The 20,840-nt window shown below is 66.6% G+C and carries 23 protein-coding genes; 1 reads left to right on the forward strand and 22 read right to left on the reverse strand.

Annotated elements, in window-relative coordinates; all coding sequences use genetic code 11:
- Positions 1-9: 9 nt before the first annotated feature.
- Genes K7G82_RS19145 through K7G82_RS19230 form a run of 18 tightly spaced genes read right to left on the reverse strand, consistent with a single transcriptional unit; the run spans position 10 to position 15,275 of the window.
- Positions 10-390: a flagellar protein FliS gene (locus K7G82_RS19145; RefSeq protein WP_222991541.1), complete on the reverse strand. Its 381-nt coding sequence runs from the start codon at positions 388-390 to the stop codon at positions 10-12.
- 1 nt (position 391) lies between these two features.
- Complete coding sequence (gene fliD, locus K7G82_RS19150; protein ID WP_222991542.1) at positions 392-1,801, reverse strand: flagellar filament capping protein FliD; 1,410 nt, start codon at positions 1,799-1,801, stop codon at positions 392-394.
- Between the two features lie 46 nt (positions 1,802-1,847).
- Positions 1,848-2,978 (reverse strand): EscU/YscU/HrcU family type III secretion system export apparatus switch protein, encoded by a 1,131-nt coding sequence (locus tag K7G82_RS19155; RefSeq protein ID WP_222991543.1) that lies wholly within the window; start codon positions 2,976-2,978, stop codon positions 1,848-1,850.
- Positions 2,975-3,760: a flagellar biosynthetic protein FliR gene (fliR, locus tag K7G82_RS19160; protein ID WP_222991544.1), complete on the reverse strand. Its 786-nt coding sequence runs from the start codon at positions 3,758-3,760 to the stop codon at positions 2,975-2,977. The genes K7G82_RS19155 and fliR overlap by 4 nt, the downstream gene beginning before the upstream one ends.
- Entirely contained in the window at positions 3,757-4,029 is a 273-nt protein-coding gene (gene fliQ, locus K7G82_RS19165; RefSeq protein WP_222991545.1) for a flagellar biosynthesis protein FliQ, read from the reverse strand. Before fliQ ends, fliR begins: the two co-directional genes overlap by 4 nt.
- 4 nt (positions 4,030-4,033) lie before the next feature.
- Positions 4,034-4,825 (reverse strand): flagellar type III secretion system pore protein FliP, encoded by a 792-nt coding sequence (gene fliP, locus K7G82_RS19170; protein ID WP_425517294.1) that lies wholly within the window; start codon positions 4,823-4,825, stop codon positions 4,034-4,036.
- Positions 4,822-5,106 (reverse strand): flagellar biosynthetic protein FliO, encoded by a 285-nt coding sequence (locus K7G82_RS19175; protein WP_222991546.1) that lies wholly within the window; start codon positions 5,104-5,106, stop codon positions 4,822-4,824. The genes fliP and K7G82_RS19175 overlap by 4 nt, the downstream gene beginning before the upstream one ends.
- On the reverse strand, positions 5,106-5,381 hold the full coding sequence (fliN, locus tag K7G82_RS19180) for a flagellar motor switch protein FliN (protein WP_222991547.1): 276 nt from the start codon (positions 5,379-5,381) through the stop codon (positions 5,106-5,108). The genes K7G82_RS19175 and fliN overlap by 1 nt, the downstream gene beginning before the upstream one ends.
- A gap of 10 nt (positions 5,382-5,391) precedes the next feature.
- Complete coding sequence (locus tag K7G82_RS19185) at positions 5,392-6,297, reverse strand: FliM/FliN family flagellar motor switch protein (protein ID WP_222991548.1); 906 nt, start codon at positions 6,295-6,297, stop codon at positions 5,392-5,394.
- On the reverse strand, positions 6,294-6,890 hold the full coding sequence (locus K7G82_RS19190) for a flagellar basal body-associated FliL family protein (RefSeq protein ID WP_246623702.1): 597 nt from the start codon (positions 6,888-6,890) through the stop codon (positions 6,294-6,296). Before K7G82_RS19190 ends, K7G82_RS19185 begins: the two co-directional genes overlap by 4 nt.
- A gap of 24 nt (positions 6,891-6,914) precedes the next feature.
- The gene (locus K7G82_RS19195) at positions 6,915-8,279 is read right to left on the reverse strand and encodes a hypothetical protein (RefSeq protein WP_222991549.1); all 1,365 of its coding nucleotides are present in this window, start codon (positions 8,277-8,279) and stop codon (positions 6,915-6,917) included.
- Positions 8,280-8,312: 33 nt separating this feature from the next.
- Positions 8,313-8,744 carry a hypothetical protein gene (locus tag K7G82_RS19200; protein ID WP_222991550.1) on the reverse strand — a complete coding sequence of 144 codons (432 nt, stop codon included), beginning with the start codon at positions 8,742-8,744 and terminating at the stop codon, positions 8,313-8,315.
- The gene (locus tag K7G82_RS19205) at positions 8,734-10,065 is read right to left on the reverse strand and encodes a FliI/YscN family ATPase (RefSeq protein WP_222991551.1); all 1,332 of its coding nucleotides are present in this window, start codon (positions 10,063-10,065) and stop codon (positions 8,734-8,736) included. The genes K7G82_RS19200 and K7G82_RS19205 overlap by 11 nt, the downstream gene beginning before the upstream one ends.
- Positions 10,059-10,808, reverse strand: a complete 750-nt coding sequence (locus K7G82_RS19210) for a FliH/SctL family protein (RefSeq protein WP_222991552.1) — start codon at positions 10,806-10,808, stop codon at positions 10,059-10,061. Before K7G82_RS19210 ends, K7G82_RS19205 begins: the two co-directional genes overlap by 7 nt.
- Positions 10,809-10,816: 8 nt before the next feature.
- Complete coding sequence (fliG, locus tag K7G82_RS19215; RefSeq protein ID WP_222991553.1) at positions 10,817-11,824, reverse strand: flagellar motor switch protein FliG; 1,008 nt, start codon at positions 11,822-11,824, stop codon at positions 10,817-10,819.
- A complete protein-coding gene (gene fliF / locus K7G82_RS19220; RefSeq protein ID WP_222991554.1) occupies positions 11,821-13,596 on the reverse strand; it encodes a flagellar basal-body MS-ring/collar protein FliF in 1,776 nt (591 codons plus the stop codon). The genes fliG and fliF overlap by 4 nt, the downstream gene beginning before the upstream one ends.
- A gap of 3 nt (positions 13,597-13,599) precedes the next feature.
- Complete coding sequence (fliE, locus tag K7G82_RS19225) at positions 13,600-13,983, reverse strand: flagellar hook-basal body complex protein FliE (protein WP_222991555.1); 384 nt, start codon at positions 13,981-13,983, stop codon at positions 13,600-13,602.
- Positions 13,980-15,275 (reverse strand): sigma-54 interaction domain-containing protein, encoded by a 1,296-nt coding sequence (locus K7G82_RS19230; RefSeq protein WP_222991556.1) that lies wholly within the window; start codon positions 15,273-15,275, stop codon positions 13,980-13,982. Before K7G82_RS19230 ends, fliE begins: the two co-directional genes overlap by 4 nt.
- A gap of 267 nt (positions 15,276-15,542) precedes the next feature.
- Between K7G82_RS19230 and K7G82_RS19235 the strand changes: the two genes are divergently transcribed.
- The gene (locus K7G82_RS19235) at positions 15,543-16,352 is read left to right on the forward strand and encodes a flagellin N-terminal helical domain-containing protein (RefSeq protein WP_222991557.1); all 810 of its coding nucleotides are present in this window, start codon (positions 15,543-15,545) and stop codon (positions 16,350-16,352) included.
- A gap of 499 nt (positions 16,353-16,851) precedes the next feature.
- Here the strand turns inward: K7G82_RS19235 and K7G82_RS19240 are convergent, their stop codons facing one another.
- The 4 genes from K7G82_RS19240 to K7G82_RS19255 all read right to left on the reverse strand — a co-directional run bounded on the left by K7G82_RS19240 (position 16,852) and on the right by K7G82_RS19255 (position 20,838).
- Positions 16,852-17,532, reverse strand: coding sequence for a response regulator transcription factor (locus K7G82_RS19240; RefSeq protein ID WP_222991558.1), 681 nt, complete (start codon positions 17,530-17,532; stop codon positions 16,852-16,854).
- Between the two features lie 522 nt (positions 17,533-18,054).
- The gene (locus tag K7G82_RS19245; RefSeq protein ID WP_222991559.1) at positions 18,055-18,936 is read right to left on the reverse strand and encodes a flagellar motor protein MotB; all 882 of its coding nucleotides are present in this window, start codon (positions 18,934-18,936) and stop codon (positions 18,055-18,057) included.
- 1 nt (position 18,937) lies between these two features.
- Positions 18,938-19,801, reverse strand: coding sequence for a flagellar motor stator protein MotA (motA, locus tag K7G82_RS19250; RefSeq protein WP_222991560.1), 864 nt, complete (start codon positions 19,799-19,801; stop codon positions 18,938-18,940).
- 122 nt (positions 19,802-19,923) lie between these two features.
- Positions 19,924-20,838, reverse strand: a complete 915-nt coding sequence (locus K7G82_RS19255; RefSeq protein ID WP_222991561.1) for a flagellin N-terminal helical domain-containing protein — start codon at positions 20,836-20,838, stop codon at positions 19,924-19,926.
- Positions 20,839-20,840: the final 2 nt, after the last annotated feature.

Genomic DNA, 20,840 nt, shown 5'->3' on the forward strand with positions numbered 1-20,840 from the left:
GAGGACGGCTCAACGCTGAACGAAGGACCGGCGGATATCGTCGAAATCACCGTGCAGCCGCACGATCGCCTCGCGATCGAAGCCGACAACCGAATCGAGGATCGTGCGTTTTCCCGCGCGATAGAAATGCAGCAGCGTCGCGCCGATGCCGTCCTCGGCGCCCGGCATCACGCCCAGTTCCATCGTCGTCAGCACCGCGATCGCGCGCGTCATCGCCGCGCTCTTGCGCTGGTTATGGCCGTGGTCATGCGCGAACAGCGCCGATTGCAGCGCCGCGAGCAGCTCTTCGACCAGCAAGGTGACGAGCTGGCGCTGATCGGCGCCGCTGACGCGCGCGTCGAATTCGATGCGCCGATAGGTTTCGGCCGGATTGGTGCGCGTGGCCAGCATATCAGTCCTTCGCGTTCCACGCCGCGATCTGGTTTTCCAGGAAGGTCATCGTCGACTTGAAGTTCGCGACGCGCGAATCCGCGACGCTGAATTGCTGCGTCAGCCGGTCACGCAGGCGCTGCGACGCCTCGTCGAGCGTCGTACGATCCTCGACGATATCCTTCTTCATGCTGGTGTAGCGCTGGATCGACGCCGCGAGTGAACCGGGGTTCCCGACCGCCGAAGCGCTGCGCGAAATCCGGTCCATCTCCGCATAGACGCCGTACAGGCCGGGCGTGAACATCCTGGAAACCGCTTCGGGATTGGCGGTGAGCGCCGCGCCGAGCACAGTGGTGTCGAGCGAATAGCTGCCGTCGCGATTGGTCTTCACGCCCAGTTGCGCCAGCGTCGCCGGTTCCCCTTCGGCGGCGTTGGGCATGATGATCTTCGACGTCAGGTTGGAAAGTTCGCGGCGCAGCGCCTGCGCGCCGCCATCGCGGCGGATATCGCCGCTCTGCACGTTCATCACCTCGGCGATCTCGGCCTGGATCTCGTTGAGCGCCGCGACGAAATCGCTCATCGCGCTGGATATGTTGGGCGCCGGGTTCGAAAAGCCGATCCGCGTGGGATTGCCGATATTGGTGCCGCTCAGCGAAATCGAGAGACCGTCGATCGCGTCGGTCACTGTGTTCGTCTTGCTCGACATCTCGAGGCCGTCGAGCTTGAAGAGCGCGTCGGTCGCGGTCGAGAACAGTTGCGCCGACGACGTGCCGCCCGGCGCCCAGGCCAGCGCCGCCAGCCCCTCGTCGCCCGCCGTTTCAGCCGCTTCGACGGTGAAGCCGTTCTCGGCGCCGTCAGCGCCCTTCATCATCAGCTTGGCGCCCGTGGTGGTGGTCGCGACATAGGCGGTGACGCCGCTGCCCGACATGTTGATGGCATCGGCGACACCCTGCAAGGTCGCGCCCGGCGCAATCGTGACCGTCACGGGATCGCGCGCGGCATTGGCGGTGAAGCTCGATCCGTCGACGGTGCCGAAGCGCAAGGTCAGCGTGCCCGATCCGACGGTGGTGGCGGCACTGGCATAAGCCGCGCTCGCCAGCGACTGGCTGCCCGCGAGCTGCTGCACTTCGAGCGAATAGGATCCCTTGGTCGGCGCCGCCACCGACAGGCGACTGACCGTCGCGACCGCGCCGTTGGCGATGGTCGGCAGCGGCGTCAGATCGCCGGTGCGGACGCGTTCGCCGAGCGCCGTCGCCAGAAGCTGGATCTTGTTCTTGATCGAGGACGCCGCCGAAATCTGCGCGTCGAGCTGCTCGTCCTTCTTCTCCAGCCGCGCGATCTTGGTCGCGAACTGCGCGTCGACCAGCTTCGTGGTCAGCGCTGCCATATCGATGCCGCTACCGGCGCCCAGGGTGGAGATGATCGAGTCCATGATCGCTAGAACGTCCGCCGTGCCACGGACTTAATCCCCATATGTCTCATTGTTCGGCCGCCCGGCCGAATTCGTCGAAGCGCATGTGCATCGGCACGTCGATCACCGGGCGGGCCGGGCGTTCGCCGCGCTTCAGCGACATGACGAAGGCGAGCACCGATGCGACCGCGATGAACAGCTCCTCGCGGATCACCATATTCTCGCGCGTCGTGAAATAGACCGAGCGCGCGAGCATCGGATATTCGAGCACGGGCACGTTCAGTTCCTTGGCGAGCTCGCGCATCGCCAGCGCCTTTTCGCCGCGCCCCTTGGCGAGCACGATCGGCGCCGAGGCGCGCGTCGGATCATAGGTGAGCGCCACCGAGAAATGCGTCGGGTTGGTGATGACGAACTGTGCGTCGCGCATCGCGCGGTGCATGCCGCCCTTGGCGATCTCGCGCTGGCGCTGGCGGATCGCGGCCTTCTTCTCGGGCGATCCTTCGCTTTCCTTGTGCTCGTCGCGCATTTCCTGATGCGTCATCTTCAGGCGCCCGAGCTGGCGGACGATCTGGATCGGCACGTCGAACAGCGCGATGACGACCAAGCCGGCCGAGAGCGTCAGCATCAGCCGGATCAGCAGATCCCAGGCATAGTCGAGCTGCCCGATCAGATTGCCGCGCCCCAGGCCCAGCACCGAACCGATCACCCCTTGCGCGAACCACCAGGCGATGGCGCCGAGCAGCGCGACCTTGACCAGCGCCTTGCCCAGCTCGATCAGGCCATTGGGGCCGAACATGCGCTTGAGGCCCGACAGCGGATTGAGGCGGCTGAACTTGGGCGCCATGTTGCCAGCGTTGAAGCGGCCATGGCCGAACGCGAGCTGCGAGGCGAGCGAGACGACGATCGTGATCGCGCCCAGCGCCAGGATCATCGGCAGCGTCGCCCCCAGCATCGCGCGCAGCACCGCGCCGGGTTCGAAATTGTCGAGCGCGGCCCGGTCCCAGCGCAGGCCGAGATGAAAGACTTCGCTGAAACTGGCCATCATCCAGTCGTCGGCGAACCAGAGCCAGGCGACGCCGGCCAGCACGACCACGGCGGTCGCCAGTTCGCGCGAACGGACGACATCGCCATTCTTGGCGGCATCGCGCAGCCGCTTCTGGCTTGGCGCGAAGCTCTTCTCGCCGGATTGCTCGCTCATCGCGCCACCAGCATGGTCTCGACATCGGCGACGGCGTCGCCCGCCAGGCCGAGCAACTGTTCGTTGAGCAGCGGCGCGGAAATGACCAGCGCGATGATGCCGGCGAAGACGCCGGCCGGCAGGCCCAGCGCGAACAGGTTGAGCGAGGGCGCCGAACGGCTGACGATGCCGGTGACGACGTTGACGAGGATCAGGATCAGCGTGACCGGAAGCGCCAGCAGCACCGCCGTCGCCAGCATGTCGCCGCCGAAGCTCACCACCTGTTCGAACTGCGCGGCCGAGAGCCAGCTTCCGCCCGGCGGAAACACCGTGTAGCTGCGCACGATCAGCGAGACGAACTGGAGATGCGCGTCGACCGCGAGGAAGGCGAGCGTCAGCAGGATCGAGAAATACTGGCCGAGCGCGGTCGATCCCGCGCCCGAATTGGGATCGGCGGCGGTGGCGATGCTCATGCCCATCGTGCCGCTGATCACTTCGGCCGCGATCGTGGGCGCGGCGAAGGTCAACTGGATGACGAAGCCCATCGCCAGGCCGATCAGCACTTCGCTCGCCATCGCGACGAGCCCGGCGGCGGAGAGCAAAGCGGCGGGCGCCGCGACGTCGGTCCAGGCGGTGACGAGGATCGCGACGGCGCCGGTGATCGCGACGCGGAGCTGCACCGGCACGCCGGCCGAGCTGAAGATGGGCGCGGCGAGCAATGCCGCGCCGATGCGCGTCATGATGAACATCATCCGCCAGAGTTCGGCTTCGAGCGTCCCGAAACCGAAATCGACCGCTATCACCGGGTGATCTCCGGGATCATCGCGAACAGGTCCTGCGTGAAATCGGTCATCAGCCCCATCATCGAGCCGCCGAAAATGACGAGCACCAGCGCGGTGACCGCGAGCTTGGGCACGAAGGTGAGCGTCTGTTCGTTGACCGAGGTCGCGGCCTGGATCATGCCCACGACCAGGCCGACCGCCAGCGAGGCGAGGAGAACGGGGGCGGCGACGAGCGCGACCACCCACATCGTCCGGTTGGCGAGTTCGAGAAGCGAGGTTGCGTTATCCATCGGATCAGGTTCCGAAGCTGGCGGCGAGCGAGCCCATCAGCAGCGCCCAGCCGTCGACAAGGACGAACAGCAGCAGCTTGAAGGGCAGCGATACGACGGTGGGGGACATCATCATCATGCCCAGCGACATCAGCACGCTGGCGATGACGAGATCGATGACGAGGAAAGGCAGGAAGACGAGGAAGCCGATCTGGAAGGCGGTCTTGAGTTCGCTGGTGACGAACGCCGGCATCAGGATCGAGAAGGGAATGTCGGCGGAGCGGGCATAGCCCTTTTGCCCTGCCATGTCGGAGAACATCTGCAGATCGGTCTTGCGCGTCTGCGTGACCATGAAGGCGTGGAAGCTTTCGCCGCCCTTGGCGATCGCCTGTTCCGCATTGATGGTGCCCGCCGAATAGGGCTGGATGGCATTGGTGTTCACCTGCTCCAGCACCGGCGCCATCACGAACAGCGACAGGAACAGCGAAAGGCCGATCAGCACCTGATTGGGCGGCGATTGCTGGAGGCCGAGCGCCTGGCGCAGGATCGCAAGCACGATCAGAATGCGCGTGAAGCTGGTCATCATCAGCAACAGGCTCGGCAGGATCGTGAGCAGACCCATGATGAGCAGGAACTGGAGCGACAGCGACATGCTGCCGCCCTGATTGCCGCTGATCTCGCCAAATGCGCGATCGAGCGCGCCGGGCAGCGCCGCGGGCGGCGCCGGCATCGGCAGCGGCGCGGCGGCCGCGGCATGCGCGAGTTCGGGAGAGAAAGCGATCAGCGCAAGGCAGAGCGCGAACAGGATACGCTTCACTTGGCGTCTCCGTTCACCGCGGCGCGCGGCCGTGCAGGCGCTTCCGCCAGGGTGGCGAGGCCGTTGCGCGTGGCCGAGACCAGAATCTCGCGGCCATGGAATTCGATGACGGCGATCTTCACGCCCGGCGAAAGCATCGAGGATTCGATGATCTTCGCGATGCGATCGCCCTGATTGGGCGCCAGGCGCCCTTGCATATGCTTGGCGAGACGCAGGCTGCCATAGGCGAGGCCCGCGATCATCGGCAGGATAATCAGCAGCTTGACGATGTACCAGAGCATCAGGCGACATCCTCGTCGCCGCCGCCAGCGCGATTGGCGAGTTCGACGATGCGCAGGCCGAAACGGTCGCCCTGCGTCACCACCTCGCCGCGCGCGATCAGCGTGCCGTTGACGAGCACGTCGAGCAGGTCGTCCGACAGCTTGTCGAGCGTGACGACGCTGTCCTCGCCGAGCGCCAGCAGGTCCTTGAGCTTCAGGTTGGTACGACCGAGCTCGACGGTGAGCCGGACGTCGACATCCTTCAGGATATCGAATTTCTTCGCGGTGATGGTCATCGTCTGGTCCTTAGTCCTTGAGGATCTGCTTGAGGCGGACCGCCATGCGGTCCTCATGCTTGCCCATGGTGCCGAAGCCGATCGCCTGTTCACCGACGCGCAGCGCGACATGGCGGGCGAGCGAGATCGGCAGGATCTGGCCGGGTTCGAGCGCGGCGATCGTCGCCATCGAGATCGAGCTTTCCGCCATCACCGCGCGCACCGTGAGCGGCACTTCACCCAGCGGCGACTGGACGAGATCGTCCCAGTCGGCGCGGCCGGGGCGGCGGCTGGTGACGCGGTTGGCAAGCTTGGGTGCCAGCATGCGCAGCGCGGTGCCGGCGAAGACGAAATCGATATGCCAGGGCTCGCGCGCGGCTTCGCTCACTGTCATGCGCGAGAGCACGATCTGGTCGCTGGGCTCGAGATAGGCGAGATGGGCGATCGTCGCCTCATGCTTCTCGCGCTCGATCTCGGGTGTGCTTCCCATCGCATCGGCCAGGCGCGCGACGATCATCGTTTCCAGCCGTTCGATCATCAGTTCGGCCGACATCGGAAATTCCTGCGGCAGCACGGGATCGACCGCGCCGCTGCCGCCGAAATAGCGATCGACCAGCCGCATGATCGCGCCGCCGTCGACCGACAGCAGGAAACGCGCATCGGAGCGCTTGACGCGGAACAGGCTGTTGCTGGCGAGCGACGGAACGTCGGCCATATAGGTGTCGTAACGCATCATCGCCGCGGGCTGGAGCGTCACTTCGGGCAGGGTGTTGAGGATGGGCTCCAGGCCCATCTTCATGCCCTTGCGCAGACGGCCGGCAAGCTGGTTCAGCGGGTCGAGGTCGGTCGTCGCCGACTGGCTTCCCGCCAGCAGCGTTTCCGCGTGCTGCGCCGACGAGCCGCGCCCGCCGCCCTTCATGCCGACATGCGCGTTCACTGGACGATGAACGACTTGAAGTAGACGGCCTTGACGCCGCCAAAGCCTTCGTTCGTGACGAGCACCTTGTTGATCGCGTCGGTCAGCCGCTTCTGCAGCTTTTCCTTGCCGACGACGCTATAGGCCTCTTCCTCGCTGGTATCGGCAAGCACGATCAGGATGGCCGAGCGGATCGCCAGTTCGTGCTTCTTGAGCCACAGCAGCACGCGGCCGTCATAATTGGTCGACGCGGCCAGGCTGAGCTGGACGAAATGGCCGCTCTCGCGAAGGTTCGACGTGAACTCGTCGTTGAAGCTGTAATAGCTGGTGCGATAGGGCTCACCGCCCTCACCGTCCACGTCCTGCGCGGCGGCGCCCTCGCCATGCCCCTCGCCCACCGGCGCATAGGGATCGGCCTCGCCCTTGCGGACGAATTTGGGATTCTTGTCTTCCTTCACTTCGGCCGCGCTGCCGATGACGCCCTGGAGCATCAGGCCATAGGCGACGCCGCCGCCCGCGCCGATCAGCGTCGCGCCGGCGAGCAGCTTGATCATCAGGCCCTTGCTCTTTTTCGGCGGCGCTTCGGCGGCGCCCATGGTTTTTGCGGTGCTCATCTCAAGGTCTCCGGAAGGTCAATGTCAGGCGAAAATACCGCCACGGTCGCGCGTCGGTCTCGACTGCGGCCGCTGGCTGCCATGGGTTGTGGCCGCATCGCGGCCCTGGCGGGGCGCATCGTGCGAACCGCCCATGTTCGAGCCGGCGCCGCCATTGCCGGCGGTGGCGTCGCGGCGCTCGAAGCGCATGCCGTGCGGTTCGCCGGCCGATTTGAGGTCGGGCGCGGCGTCCGCGATCAGCCGCGCGAGATCGGCGTCCTGCGTGTCGAACTGGACGACGACCTTGTCGTCCGACTGTTCGAAGCGCACCGAGATCCGCCCGAAATCGTCATGCTGGATCGCAAGCGAGAGCGTGTCACCGCGCGCCTCGCTGCGCAGCGTCGCGATGGTATCGACCAGCGAGACGGCGCGGTCGCGCGGCAGCGCGTCGATCGCGGCGGTCGCCGACGCAGCGGCCACGCCGCGAAATTCGGAGGTCGGCGCGCCGGGCACCGGCGACGGATCGAACAGCGCCGCGATATCGGCGGGCAGGCGCGACTTGCGCGGCGCGGCTTCCGCGATCGGATCGGCCTGGATGGCGAGCGCGGCGTTGCGTGCTTCCGCCACCGGCTGCGCGACGAAGCGCGCCGGCCGGGCCTCCCGCACGGGCTGTTCGGCCTTGCCGTCGACCGGCCGCGCATCGAGCGCGACCTCCACCGAAGGCGCGGCCGCGAACGGCGTCGCCGTGACGGGCGTTGCGGCCGGATCGGCGCGCATCACGAACGCGACGCTGTGCGTGGGCAGCGCGGCGGCGGGCGCGGCGCGAACGGCCTCGACGATATCGGAGGACAACATGGTCTGTCCGGGTGCGGCGGTGACGGCCGGCGCGGCGACGGGCGCGACTTGCGCGGCCGGCATGGCCGACGTGACCGGAGACTGGGTCGCGACCGGAGCCGCGCCTTCGGGCAGGATCGGCGCCGTCATCGCCATCGGCTGCATGAGCGAAGGCGACGCAACGGGCGCGTCCGATGTCCCGGCAGCCGGCTCGGCCCGCACGGGCACCGGCTGCGACAGCATAGCGAAGATCGGGAACAGGATTTCGGGCATCGCCCGATCGGCCGAACCCTCGTCATCACCTTCGGCGTCGTCGGCCACCGGCATGTCGATCCCGTCCTCGGCAACGCCATCTTCGGGAACGATCACGACCGGCAATTGCAGGGCGGCAAGATCTTGCCGGCCAGCCGGCAAGATCTTGCCGGGTTCCGGCAAAGCCATTGCCGTTCCGTCGACGACCTGTTGCGCCAGCAAAGCCGCGAAATCGGCCGAAACCGCCGCATCGGCCGCCACCGGCGCACCAATCGCCAGGAATTGGGCGATCGGCTGAAGGGCGGGGACGGCGGCGTCGGGCATTGGGCAAAGCTCCTGGAGCAGGTTCGCCCTTCTCTATTCAAACTTCGTGCCAAACCCTTTTCGGCCCGCCGCATCGGCATAGTTGGCGGCCGCCGCGCGGGCCATGTCAGCCTGATATTTGTCGGCGCGTTCCTGCGCGGTGGCGCGGCTGCGCTCGGCCGCATGCACGTCGCGACCCAGGCGGTCGGCAAGATGCTGGGCGGTCGCCGCATCGGCCGAAACCTTGTCAGACATGCGATGAAGCGACTGGGAGAAGGTGAACATGCCGGCAAGCTGGCCGGCATGCGTCGAATCCGCGCGCGCGGAATAGCCGGCCGCCATCGCCCGGGTGCGTTCGGCAAGGCCGCGCAACTGGTGCAGCGTGCTTTCGGCGCGCGCCGCTTCGGCGAGCTTCATCTCCTTGGTGACCGCGCGGACCTTCTCGATCCGCCGCAGCCGCTTCAGCCGCTGGGGATCATTGGCCATGGCCAAGCAACGCGGCGAGCTGATCGATGCTGTCGGCCAGCGTCACGCGGTCCTCCTCGGCCTGGCAGATGAACTGCTGGAGATGCTCGTGCATCGCGATCGAACGATCGATCCCGGCATCGCTGCCGGCGCGATAGGCACCCATCAGGATCAGGTCGCGATTGGTTTCGTAGGTGGCGGAGAGAGCCCGGAATTCGCGCGCGACCTTCATATGCGGTTTGTCGACGATGTCGCTCATCACGCGGCTGAGCGACGCCGCGACGTCGATCGCGGGATATTGGTTGCGCTGCGCCAGATCGCGCGACAGCACGATATGCCCGTCGAGGATCGATCGCGCGGTATCGACCACCGGATCGTCCTGATTGTCGCCGTCGGCGAGCACGGTGTAGATGCCGGTGATCGCGCCGCCGCTCTCCTCCGAATTGCCTGCGCGTTCGACCAGCTTGGTCAATGTCGACAGCGCCGATGGCGGATAGCCGCGCGCAGAACAGGGTTCGCCCAGCAGCAGCGCGATCTCGCGCGCGGCATGCGCCACGCGGGTCAGGCTGTCCATGATCAGCAGCACCGAAAGGCCCTGCGCCCGGAAATATTCGGCGAGCGCGGTGGCGTGCAGCGCACCGCGCACGCGCAGATTGGGTGCGTGATCGGCAGGCACCGCCACCACCACGGTGCGGTGGCGCATCTCGCCCGCCATGCGGTGCTGGACGAAATCGGAGACTTCGCGCGCGCGTTCGCCGATCAGGCCGACGATCACGACATCGGCGCGTGCGCCGTCCGCGATCATGCCGAGCAGCACCGATTTGCCGACGCCCGAGCCGGCCATGATGCCGACGCGCTGGCCGATGCCGAAGGTGGTGAGCGCGTTGAGCGCGCGCACCCCGGTATCGAAGGGCTGACGGACAGGGCTGCGATCGAGCGGATTGCCGCGAATGCCGCCGACCGGCCACAATTCGCCGGCGCGGATCGGCGGGCCACCATCGATCGCCCGCCCTTCGCCATCGACCGACCGGCCGAGAAATTCATGTCCCACCGGCACCAGTCCCGGCAATCCGGCGGGACGGACCAGCGCGCCCGGCCGGATCAGGATCGGATCGGCGAGCAGCATCATGATGGTGAGGCCGTTGCGGAAACCGATGACCTCGGCGGCAACGCTGTGCCCCGGCCGATAGTCGACCAGGCACTGCGTGCCGATCGGCACGGCCAGGCCGCTGACCTCGAGCAACTGGCCGTCACAGGCGGTCAGCCGACCGAAGCTGTGCGGCGCGCTGTCGATTTCGGCCGTTTCGAACCGGTCGAGCAGTGCGGCCAGGCCGTTCAGCATGTGCGGATCGCCTCTTCCAGCGCGAGTTTCCAATGTTCCGGCCCGTCCTCGACGCCGCCTTCGGGCGTCATCACGCGGATTGCGCCGCGCGCGAGATCGGGATTGGCGATGACGGTCCATTCGGCCGGCAATTGGCCGCCGAGCAGCTTGAAATCGGTCGGGCTCACCTCGACGCGCTTTTCGTTGTGCGTGGCGGCGAGCATGCGCACCGCAGCCTGAATGCGCGCCGCGAGCCGCTCGGGCGCGATCGCGCAATCGTCGATCACTTGGCGGCACAATGCGACGACGGCATCGCGCATGCGGCTTTCGAGCATGTGCAGGCTCGCCGCGTCGATCTGGTGGATCTGCTCGCCCAGCGCGGTCAGCGCCGCGACATCCTCGCCCTGCATTTCGCGGGAGAGCCGTTTTTCGGTGGCGACGCCATCCTCGAATCCCGATTTCCACGCCTGGCGGATCGGATCGTCCTCGCTCGATTGCGGCATCACGCCCAATGCCCTGGCGATATCGGGATCGGGCGAAAAATGGCGCGGCATCACCGGCCCCGGCTCGGCGGCTGCGGCGGCGCGGGCCGCCTGAACGGCAAGCTCCGCGATCGGCGTGGACGGCGCCGACAACTCGGTTTCCGGCATCGGCGCCTCGGCCGATCCGCTCTCGAATCCCGTGTCTTCGAAGGCGGCCTCGCCCTCCCCGTCCCCCTGCGCCAGCAAATCGGCGAGTTCGCTGATCGACAATGCCCTAGTCATGGATCCGCTCAGACATAATCGTCATCGCCGGCGCCGAACGAGATCGTGCCCTCGGCCGCCAGCCTGCGCGCGATCTGGACGATCGCCTTCTGAGCATCGACCACTTCGCTGAGCTTGATGCGGCCCCGCGCCTCGATCTCGTCGCGCACGCCGTCGGCGGCGCGGCTGGACATGCAACGGAAAAAGGCCTCGCGATCCTCGTCCTCCAGCCCCTTGAGCGCGACGATGAGCTGTTCGGAATCGACTTCGCGCAGCAGCGCGCCCATCGACTTGTCGTCGATTGACAGCAGATGATCGAACTTGAACATCTCCCCCTCGATCTGCTTCGCGACGAAGCGGTCGATCTTGATGAGCTCGGGCATGATCCGCTTCTCGGTCGCCCGCGACGCGTTGTTGATGATCTCCGCCGCCTCGCGCGGGCCGCCGATATTGAGCGCGGCCGGGCCATGGCTGTCGGTGATGCGCTGCGACAGCACGGTTTCGAGCATCGCCAGCGCGCCGGCGGTGACCGGACCGAGCGTGGCGATGCGATGCACCACCTGCGGCTGCATCGCACGCGGCAACGCGTGGAGCACCTGCGCCGCGGTCTCCGGCTCCAGATTGGTGAGCAGCACCGCGATAAGCTGCGGATGCTCGTTCTTGACGAGCGGCGTGATCACCGAGGCGTCGAGCCATTTGGTAAGCTCGATCGAACTGGTCTTGGCCGCCGGCGCGATGCGCGACATCAGGCTGTCCGCCTTGCGTTCGCCCAGCGCCATCGTCATCAGATTGCGCACCCGGCCGGTATTGTCGTGATTGACCAGGCCCTGGCGCTGGGTGCGATCGAGGAAACCGCCGATCGTGGCCGCGACCTGCGACGGCGCGACCTCCTTCAGGTCGCACATCGCCTGGCCGAGCAGCCGCAGTTCCTGCGGCTCGAGATGGCGCAGCACCTCGGTGGCCTGCTCGTCGTCCATGATCATGATCATGATCGCGGCACGCTCGGCCTTGGTGAAGGTGGTTTTCTGCTCGGTCATGCCGCATCGGCCTTTGCGGTTTCGGCTTCGGCCAGCATCTGGCGGATCGCCGCCATCGCGCTGTCCGGCTGTTCGCTGATGAAGCGCTGGGCCAGCCCGACCTGATCGGCGAGCTTCATCCGGTCGAGCCGCTCGGTCAGCATCGCCTCGGTCGAAAGCGTGGCGGCGGCGCCCGCGTCACCGTCCTCGGCTTCGCCACTGGCCACGAGCGCGCGCGGCCCCTCGCCCTCGGCATCACCGCCGGCCTTGCCCTCGGACTTGCGGCGCATCGCCGCGATGGCGGGGCGCAGGCCGAAGAAGATCAGCAGCAGCACGCAGATCAGCGCCACGCCGTTGCGGAGCACCGTGGCGAACCAGGGCTGTTCGTAGAAAGGCGTGACGACGACCGGTTCGCTCTGGAACTTGCGCGCGATCACTTCCACCTGGTCGCCGCGCTGGGTATTGGCGCCGACGGCGGCGCCGACCAGCGACTTGATCTGCGCGATATCGGCGGGCTTGCGCGACGCCATCGCCGCGCTGCTCAGCACGACGGCGACCGACAGGCGCTTGATATCGCCCGGCGTGCCGTTCGAAACCGCGACCTCGCGGCCCAGTTCATAAGTGCGCGTCGCGCTCTGGCTCAGTTCGGGCGCGGGTGGCGTCGCCGCGGCCTCGCCCGCAGCGGGCGCGGCGGCACCAGCCGCCGGTGTCGCCGGCGCGGCTCCGCCGACGGTCTGCACGGCCGGCTTGGCGGGATTGGCCTGGGGTGCTCCAGGCGCGCCCGGCACGACCTGTGTGGGCGGCGGCGGCGTGTTGGACAGCACGCCCGGCACCCCATAGCCGATCGGGTTTTCGGGCACCGGCGAGGATTGCGTGGTTTCGGTGCGGACGGCGCCGTCCTTGTTCCAGCTTTCGCGGGCGGAGGTGACGGCGTTCATGTCGAGATCGACCTGGATCTCGGTGGAGAAATTGCCCTCCCCGAACATCGGCGTCAGCAACTGCGAAAGCTGCCCGCGCAGCTTCTCCTCCATCCGCGACTGCATGTTCAGCCGGTCGATATTGGCATTGCCGGCATTCCGGTCGGACACCAGCCGGCCATGCTGATCGATCACCTTGACCTCGTCGTTCGACAGACCCGGCACCGATCCGGTGACGAGATTGACGATCGCGGTCACCTGTCCGTCGGAAAGCTGGCGCCCGCGCGCAAGCTTGAGCATCACCGACGCGCGCGGCGGCGAATTGTCGCGCACGAACACCGATTTCTCGGCCTGCGCCAGATGGACGCGGACCGATTCCACACCGTCGATCTCCATGATCGTCAGTTGCAGTTCGCGTTCGCGCGCGGCGCGCAACCGTTCGGCCTCGACACTGCGGCTGGCGCCCAGCGGCATCGAATCGATCAGGTCGGTGCCGCTGCTGGGCGCCGCCACCGCGCCGTCCGATGCGACCATCATGCGCGCACGATAGATATCGCCCTCGCCCACCGTGATCGCGCCGGTCGCGGGATCGAGCTTGTAGGGGATCGACGCCTTGTCGAGCGCCTGGGTCACCGATGCCTTTTCACCGTCCGCGAGCTCGGAATAGAGCACGCGCTGCGGCGCGGGGCTCAGCACCATCCAGGCCAGCGCGGCCGAGCCGAGCACGCCGACGGCGGCGGCATAGGGCAGGGTCCGCCTGACCGCGGGCTGCGCGGCGAAGCCGCTGATCTGCTGAAGAATGGCCGGGCGCTGCCCATCCACCGCCCGGGCATTGCCGAGCGGAACGGGCGCCGAAGCCGGAACGAGATCGCTCATCTATCAGACTCCCATTCGCAGGATGTCGAGATAGGCGGACAGCAGCTTGTTGCGGACCTGCAAGGTCGCTTCAAACGCGATGCCCGCTTCCTGACGCGCCAGCATCACCTTGGCGACGTCCGTCACTTCGCCGCGTTCATAGGCGGCGGAAATATCCGAAGCGCGCTGCTGCGTCGCATTGACGCCGTCGAGCGCGGTCTTGAGCGCATCCGTGAAACCGCCCGCCGGGCCATTGGGCGCGACGGGTGCGTTCGGCGCCTCCGCCGGCGCGGCGCCGGCACCGGCGCCTGCGCGCAACGACTGGAGAAGCTGGTTCTTGTCGATCATCTCCTGGCGCATCGCCAGGATCTGCTGAAGGCCGGACGCGCCGCCGACGGGGGAAGTCATGCCGTGCCTCCCGCGATCATCTGGCCGGCCTCACGGAAGCGCGCCAGGCGATAACGCAGCGTGCGTTCCGAAATGCCCAGCCGCTTGGCGGCACGGACGCGGCTGCCGTCACAGGCCTCCAGCGTCGCCATGATGGCGCGCGCCTCTGAGAGCTGGACGACCTTGCTGAGCGCTTCACCGGCAACGGGTTCGGCGACCGGCGCGGCGACCTCGACCGGCTGGACCGACTGGACTGCGACATTGGTGGTGACCAGCCGCGCGGGGCGATCGAAATGGATGTGACGCAGGCCGATCTCACCATCGCCGTTCGAGAGCAGCAGCGCGCGGCGCATCACATTCTCGAGTTCGCGGATATTACCCGGCCAGTTGTGCGCCTTCAGCGCGTTGAGCGCGTCGTTCGCGATCCAGGGCAGCGGCGCGCCGGCCGGGGCATGGCGCAACGCCAGCGCGAAGGCGAGCGGCGCGACATCCTCGGGGCGCTCGCACAGCGGACGCAGCGACAGGGGAAAGACGTTGAGACGATAGAAAAGGTCGGCGCGGAAACGGCCTTCCTCCACTTCGAGCGGCAGGTCACGGTTGGCGCAGGCGACGATGCGGACATCGATCTTGATCGGACGGGTGGCGCCCAGCGGCACCACTTCGCCTTCCTGCAAGGCGCGCAGCAGCTTGGCCTGCAGCGCCAGCGGCATCTCCGCGATCTCGTCGAGCAGCAGCGTGCCGCCATCGGCCGCGCGGAAGAAACCTTCGCCGGCATTGTGTGCGCCGGTGAACGCGCCCTTCTGGTGGCCGAACAGCAAGGCTTCGAGCATCGCTTCGGGAACCGCAGCGCAATTGACCGCGACGAAGGGCTTGTCGGCCCGCGCGCTGCGCGAGTGGATGAAACGCGCCAGCACTTCCTTGCCGGTGCCGGTCGGGCCGTTGATGAGCACGGGAATATCGCTGACGGCCAGCCGCTCGGCGAGCGAGAGCACTGCCAGGCTTTCGGGATCGGCGGCGATCGGATCGCCCGCCTTGGTAACGCAGGCGATCAACGCCGCGAGCGCGGCTTCCGAACCGCCATCGGCATAGCCGAGCTTCAGCCGGTTGCCGGCAAGCCGTTCGATGAAGGGCTCATCATTGCGCTCCAGCGCGACGACGCGGCCACGACCGGCGGGCTGCGCGGTATCCGACGCGGTCAGCGTGCATCCGGCGTCGCCGCGGTTGCCCGCCGAGGCCGCGAAGATCGCCGAGGCGCGATGGACCAGCTGTCCATGTGCGCGCAGCACGATATCGTCATGATCGAGTCCGGTCATTTTCGAATGCCCCCCACCAGGCAACTTCGCAGCTTCAATACGATGGTTATGCGGGTGTTAAGGTTAACGACGCCGCAATCGGGGATACGGTGAAAACCCTGTAGAAGAGAATTATTATTCAATTATATCAGTATGTTGTCTGGTTAATTTTACCCTGCACCCTTAACTCTCCGGCCGGTTCGCCGCTCTTGCTGACGGCACATGTTGCCTGAAGCGACATCCGGCCCACGAAATGGGGCGTGGGTCAGCAAGAATTGGAGACTAGACATGACTGTGATCAACACGAACATGGCGTCGCTGCGGGCAGCGAACGCTTCGACCTCCGCCAGCAAGGCGCTGGGCAGCGCCATGGAGCGCCTGTCGACCGGCAAGCGCATCAACAGCGCCAAGGACGACGCCGCCGGCCTCGCCATCTCGACCTCGATGACCGCGCAGGTCCGCGGCATGAACCAGGCGATCCGCAACGCCAATGACGGCATCGCGCTGGCGCAGACCGCCGAAGGCGCGCTCAACGAAGTCACCAACATGCTGCAGCGCGTCCGCGAACTGGCCGTCCAGTCCAAGTCGGGCACTTATAGCGGCAGCGACCGCACCAACATGCAGACCGAAGTGACCGAGTTGACCAGCCAGATCAGCAGCATCGTCAGCAACACCAAGTTCAACGACGTCACGCTGTTCAGCACCACGGCCGCGACCAGCGTCACGATCCAGACCGGCGCGGAAAGCACCGACACCGTCGCTCTGTCGATCTCGGCACTGACCGGCGTCACCGTGGCGTTCAGCGTCGCCAGCGACACCGCCGCCGGCACCGCCATCGGCAATGTCGACACCGCGCTCGACTCGGTGAACGCCGCGCGCGCTTCGCTCGGCGCCGGCCAGAGCCGCCTTGAATCGGTGGTCAACAATCTGACGACCAATTCGACCAATCTGTCCGACGCCCGTTCGCGCATCGAGGACGCCGATTATTCGGCCGAAACCGCCGCGCTCGCCAAGGCGCAGATCCTGAGCCAGGCGTCGACCGCGATGCTCGCCCAGGCGAACCAGAGCCAGCAGAACGTTCTCTCGCTGCTGCGCTGATCCCGTCACCCGCCGGGGCCGGCACAAGCGCCGGCCCCGGCGGAACGGATCGCACCGCGATTGCACATCGCGGGTTTTCTACTCCCAGGCATCGGCACCCGGCCCCCTCGCGCCGGGTTGCGCCGAAGCCGGGAAGGACGGCCGTTTCCGATCATGCGGGCTCGTGGGGGGTGCCGCTATCGCCATTGCCTACCCAGCCAAAGGCAATGGCATCGTTTCGAGGAACGGCCGAAAAGACGCCCGGCGACCGCAAGGTCGCCGGGCGTTTCCTTTTGCGGTGACCGGACAGATACGCGTCCGTCAGCGAGAGTCTGCATCTGCCACAGGAATGGAGCGCGATCCGGTTGAGAGATGCCAGCCTGCGCGGGTTTGGCGGATTGGGATTCCACGCCTGCCGCAAGGTCCATTGCCAGCAGGGCGCGGCCAAGCATTCGCGTGAATGCATATGCCCGAAGGTCGGATGACCTGCCCCGTACGGAGGACCTTGGGAAGCCTCGATTCAGGCGACGGCGAGGAGCTCCGGCTGGTCGCGATGGCTCATCCAGATGCTGATCGCTTCCGCGATCGAATTGGCTTCCAGACGCTGGCGGATGCGCCGGCGGAACATCTCCACGGTCCGCGGGCTCAACTCCATGCGGTGTGCGATCTGCTTGGTGGCGAGGCCGGCCGCGAGCAGGCGCAGCACTTCACGCTCGCGCGCGCTGAGCGCATCGATACGCGTACGATGGGCATTGCCTGCCACCTGCGCGACTTCCTGCTCGCGCGCGCGGGCGGCCGCCTCGCGGATCTGCTCGCGCGTTTCCTGAACCGGGTGGCGCTTGTTGACGAAATCGATGGCGCCGGCGCGCATAGCGTTGACGACGATCTTGATCGAAGGCGACGATGCCGCCGCGACGATCATCGTGTGCGCCGCCTGGTTCCTGATCTGCGCGATCGCGTCGAACACGCCGTCGCTGCCATGATCGAGGTCGAAGATCACGCAGTTCGCGCGCTCCTGGTCGAAATGCTCGCGCCAGCGCGCCGGGCTGGCCGGCGTCAATGTCGGCAGATGGTGGTCGCGCAGTTCCTGCGCGAGCGACGTCGCCCATTCGCGATCTTGAGTCACGATCGTGGTCTGCACTTCGCTCGCCAATCCGAGCGACTGGACCACGGCCGCGCCGATCAGGCCCGCGGCGCCCATCAGTTGGTGACCGAACGGAATCGACGGCGCGCAACGCCGGATATCACGCAGGAAACGCCATCGCGGCGTCGCGAGAAAAGCAGCACTTAGCCCCCCACAGGCTAGAGCGACCCCAAAGCCCCCCACAGGCTAAGGCTGCCGCAACCCCTGTTTCCCATTTCGGGACATACAGGGATTTCCCGATTTGAGTCATATCCGTGCAAAATGCAACGGGAAATTGCATCTCAAATCCGGTGCTTATGTGAATATGGCGTCTCGACGCCCATCGCATCGGCCGAAATCGACCAGATCTGGAAGTCCGGGCACGGCTCCGTCGCCGGTCGCAAACCGGCATGGGCCGATGGCGAACAGCCCCAGGGTCCGGCGCCATGACTGATGATGATGCCACCCTTCGGGCGAGGAGGAATTGGATCCCTGGCGTCGTGGCTCGATTGCCGGATAGCGATGCCATCCGGCGCACTCGCGCCTGGCCATGAACCCAATTCGTCCTCGTCACGGCCTCATCAGTCATGGTGCCGGACCCTAGTCCGCGATGGTGATGGAAATCCGGCGGTTCCTGGGATCGGTGGGCGTCTTCACGATCAGTGGCTCGCGATCGGCGACGCCTTCGATCCGGCGGAAGCGCGGTTCGAGCACGCCGAAGCGCATCAGCGTCTGGCGCGTCGCCTCCGCGCGGCCCGAGGACAGCGACCAGTTGCTCGCCACCTGACCGCGCCGCCAGGGCAGCGAATCGGTGTGGCCGCGAATGGTGAGCGCGCCGCTTTCGTCCTTCACCGCGTCGCCGATGATGCGCAGCAGCTCCACCGCCTCCGGCACCAGCACGGTGGTGCCGAGCTGGAACATCGAGAAATCGGCGTCGTCGACCAGATCGATGCGGATGCCCTCACGCGTCTGGACGAAGCGGATCTGGCTGGCCAGCCGCTTGAGCTTGTCCTGCGTTTCGACGCGCTGGGTGACGCGCTGGCGCAGTGCGTTCAGCTTGAGCGCCTTCTGCTCGGGCGTCGGCCCCTGCGCGATCTTGCGATCCTCGGTCGCGCCTTCGCGCGGGCCGCCCGTTGTGTCGCGCGGGATGGTGATCGATCGCGTGCCCGTCTGCGAGGCGCGATGCGGATAATTGTCGGCGGAGGTGATCGAATCACCGCCGAACATGCCGTTGCTGCCCGCGCTCTGCTCGCGCATCTTGACAAGCGTCGGCGAGAAATAGTCGGCGATGCCCTTGCGCTGGTTCTCGTTGGTGGCGCCGAGCAGCCACAGCAGCAGGAAGAACGCCATCATCGCGGTCACGAAATCGGCATAGGCGACTTTCCAGGCGCCGCCATGATGGCCGCCGCCGCCCGCCACGATGATCTTCTTGACGATGATCGGCGGCGGCAGGTTCGACCCCTTCTTGGCCTTGGTCGTCACCTCAGCGACTCCTCAGCCCGTCGAGCATCTCCGAGAGGCCCGGGCGGAAGGCGTGGCTGAGACCCGAGCGCGCGGCCTCCACGACCAGCGGCTGTGGATAATTGTGCAGTGACGCGATGACGATCTGCTTGACCGCGTGGAAGATCTGCTCGTCGGCGTCTGCGACCTGCTTCAGGCGGGTCGCGAGCGGACCGACGATGCCATAGGCGAGCAGCACGCCCAGAAAGGTGCCGACCAGCGCCGAACCGATCATGCCGCCCAGCACCGCCGGCGGCTTGTCGATCGACCCCATCGTCTTCACCACGCCGAGCACGGCCGCGACGATGCCGAGCGCGGGCAGCGCGTCCGACAGCGACTGGAGCGTGTGGACGGGTTCCTGCATCTCGTGGAAATGCGTCTTCATCGCATTGTCCATCACATCCTCGACGGCATGGACCTCAAGCGTGCCGGAGGAGACCACGATCAGCGTCAGCGTGTCGCAGATGAGCGCGACCAGCGCGTCATTGGCGAGGATGCGCGGATATTCGGCGAAGATCGCGGAAGATTTGGGATCCTGGACATGCGATTCCATCGCCACCGGCCCCTCGGTGCGCAGCATCCGCATCAGCTTGGAGGTCAGCAGCATCGCATCAATGTGATCCTGCTTGTTGTGCTTCGGCCCCTTGAACACCTTGGCCAGGCCGCTTCCCAGCGCCTTCAGCTCGTGCATCGAGTTACCCGTGATCAGCGCGCCGGCGGCGGCGCCGCCGATGATCAGCATTTCATGCGGGATCGCTTCCATCACCGGGCCGAGCGCACCGCCGGTGATGGTGAAGCCGCCAAAGACCATGACGATCAGAACGACAATGCCGATGGCTACGAACATGCTTCCCCCGGAATGGCCGATGCGCGGCCAGGACTTTGAAACGGTCCGCCCCCAAGGCAGGGAGCGTCATCTGTTAGAACGGCATGGTCAGCGCGTTGTTAACCGCGATCGGGCGCGAAATTTCACCGGAGATAGTCGAACAGCGACAGGCTGGAGAGCTTGGTGAAGCTGGCCTGGCTCGCTTCCAGCACCGTCATCATTTCCTGCAGTTCGGCGATCGCCGTCGGCAGATCGGTCGCGCCCAGCCGGGTCTGGTCGGCCGCGCGGACCTCGCCGCGCTCGGTGGCGAGCGAGGTGGCGAGTTCGACACGCGCCTGGCGTGCGCCGATGATGGCGTGGCCGGTGCCGATCGCACCGAGCCCGGCCGTCAGGCTCTTGAGCGCGGCGCTGGCGTCGCTCGCGCCCGTCGCGGCGCCGGACTGGAGCGAGGTAGCGAGATTGTGGACGACGGTCAGCAGATCGGTGTCGGTGCCGTCGACCGAGAAATTGAGGAATTCGGGGCCGGTCAGGCTGCGCGCGACGGTGATGCCCTCCCCCACGTCGAGCTCGCCCGGCGTGGTATTGCCCGCATAGCTGGCGGTGCCGTCGGCGGCGACAGCATAGGCCGGGCCGTTGGCGGTGCCCGCGAACAGCGGCTGCCCTGTCGAATCCTTGCCGTTCAGGATCGCCACCATGCTCTTGTGGATCTGGGCGATCTCCTCGCCGTTGATCTTGCGCTGGGCATCGTTGAGCGTGCCATTGGCCGACTGGGTCGCGAGTTCCTGAACGCGGATCACGAGATTGCCGAGTTCGGTCAGCGCCTGATCGGCCAGCGCCATGTCCGAATTGGCGATCGCGGCATTGGTCTTGTGGACGGCGGCCAGCGTATCCTGGTGATCGAGCTGGCGCAGTTGCCGCGCCGCGACCGCATCGTCCGAACCGCGCTGCAGCTTCTGTTCGGTCGCGATCTGGGTCTGCAGCTTCTCGGCGCGCGCGCGCAGCGACGACAGGCTGCCGATCGAGCGATTGTAGAATCCGTCGGTGCCGATGCTGGTCATGG

The organism is Sphingomonas colocasiae (assembly GCF_019880585.1).
GTDB lineage: Bacteria > Pseudomonadota > Alphaproteobacteria > Sphingomonadales > Sphingomonadaceae > Sphingobium_A > Sphingobium_A colocasiae.

What these genes read in the sequence shown, in the direction of transcription:
- fliG (WP_222991553.1), bottom strand. Translation starts at nt 11,824, where the DNA reads ATGACCGAGCAGAAAACCACCTTCACCAAGGCCGAGCGTGCCGCGATC.
- fliD (WP_222991542.1), bottom strand. Translation starts at nt 1,801, where the DNA reads ATGGACTCGATCATCTCCACCCTGGGCGCCGGTAGCGGCATCGATATG.
- K7G82_RS19235 (WP_222991557.1), top strand. Translation starts at nt 15,543, where the DNA reads ATGACTGTGATCAACACGAACATGGCGTCGCTGCGGGCAGCGAACGCT.
- K7G82_RS19200 (WP_222991550.1), bottom strand. Translation starts at nt 8,744, where the DNA reads ATGGCCAATGATCCCCAGCGGCTGAAGCGGCTGCGGCGGATCGAGAAG.
- K7G82_RS19195 (WP_222991549.1), bottom strand. Translation starts at nt 8,279, where the DNA reads ATGCCCGACGCCGCCGTCCCCGCCCTTCAGCCGATCGCCCAATTCCTG.
- K7G82_RS19155 (WP_222991543.1), bottom strand. Translation starts at nt 2,978, where the DNA reads ATGAGCGAGCAATCCGGCGAGAAGAGCTTCGCGCCAAGCCAGAAGCGG.
- K7G82_RS19210 (WP_222991552.1), bottom strand. Translation starts at nt 10,808, where the DNA reads ATGACTAGGGCATTGTCGATCAGCGAACTCGCCGATTTGCTGGCGCAG.
- K7G82_RS19230 (WP_222991556.1), bottom strand. Translation starts at nt 15,275, where the DNA reads ATGACCGGACTCGATCATGACGATATCGTGCTGCGCGCACATGGACAG.
- K7G82_RS19240 (WP_222991558.1), bottom strand. Translation starts at nt 17,532, where the DNA reads ATGGGCGCCGCGGGCCTGATCGGCGCGGCCGTGGTCCAGTCGCTCGGA.
- K7G82_RS19175 (WP_222991546.1), bottom strand. Translation starts at nt 5,106, where the DNA reads ATGCTCTGGTACATCGTCAAGCTGCTGATTATCCTGCCGATGATCGCG.
- K7G82_RS19205 (WP_222991551.1), bottom strand. Translation starts at nt 10,065, where the DNA reads ATGCTGAACGGCCTGGCCGCACTGCTCGACCGGTTCGAAACGGCCGAA.
- fliQ (WP_222991545.1), bottom strand. Translation starts at nt 4,029, where the DNA reads ATGGATAACGCAACCTCGCTTCTCGAACTCGCCAACCGGACGATGTGG.
- K7G82_RS19190 (WP_246623702.1), bottom strand. Translation starts at nt 6,890, where the DNA reads ATGAGCACCGCAAAAACCATGGGCGCCGCCGAAGCGCCGCCGAAAAAG.
- fliN (WP_222991547.1), bottom strand. Translation starts at nt 5,381, where the DNA reads ATGACCATCACCGCGAAGAAATTCGATATCCTGAAGGATGTCGACGTC.
- K7G82_RS19255 (WP_222991561.1), bottom strand. Translation starts at nt 20,838, where the DNA reads ATGACCAGCATCGGCACCGACGGATTCTACAATCGCTCGATCGGCAGC.
- fliF (WP_222991554.1), bottom strand. Translation starts at nt 13,596, where the DNA reads ATGAGCGATCTCGTTCCGGCTTCGGCGCCCGTTCCGCTCGGCAATGCC.
- fliE (WP_222991555.1), bottom strand. Translation starts at nt 13,983, where the DNA reads ATGACTTCCCCCGTCGGCGGCGCGTCCGGCCTTCAGCAGATCCTGGCG.
- motA (WP_222991560.1), bottom strand. Translation starts at nt 19,801, where the DNA reads ATGTTCGTAGCCATCGGCATTGTCGTTCTGATCGTCATGGTCTTTGGC.
- K7G82_RS19145 (WP_222991541.1), bottom strand. Translation starts at nt 390, where the DNA reads ATGCTGGCCACGCGCACCAATCCGGCCGAAACCTATCGGCGCATCGAA.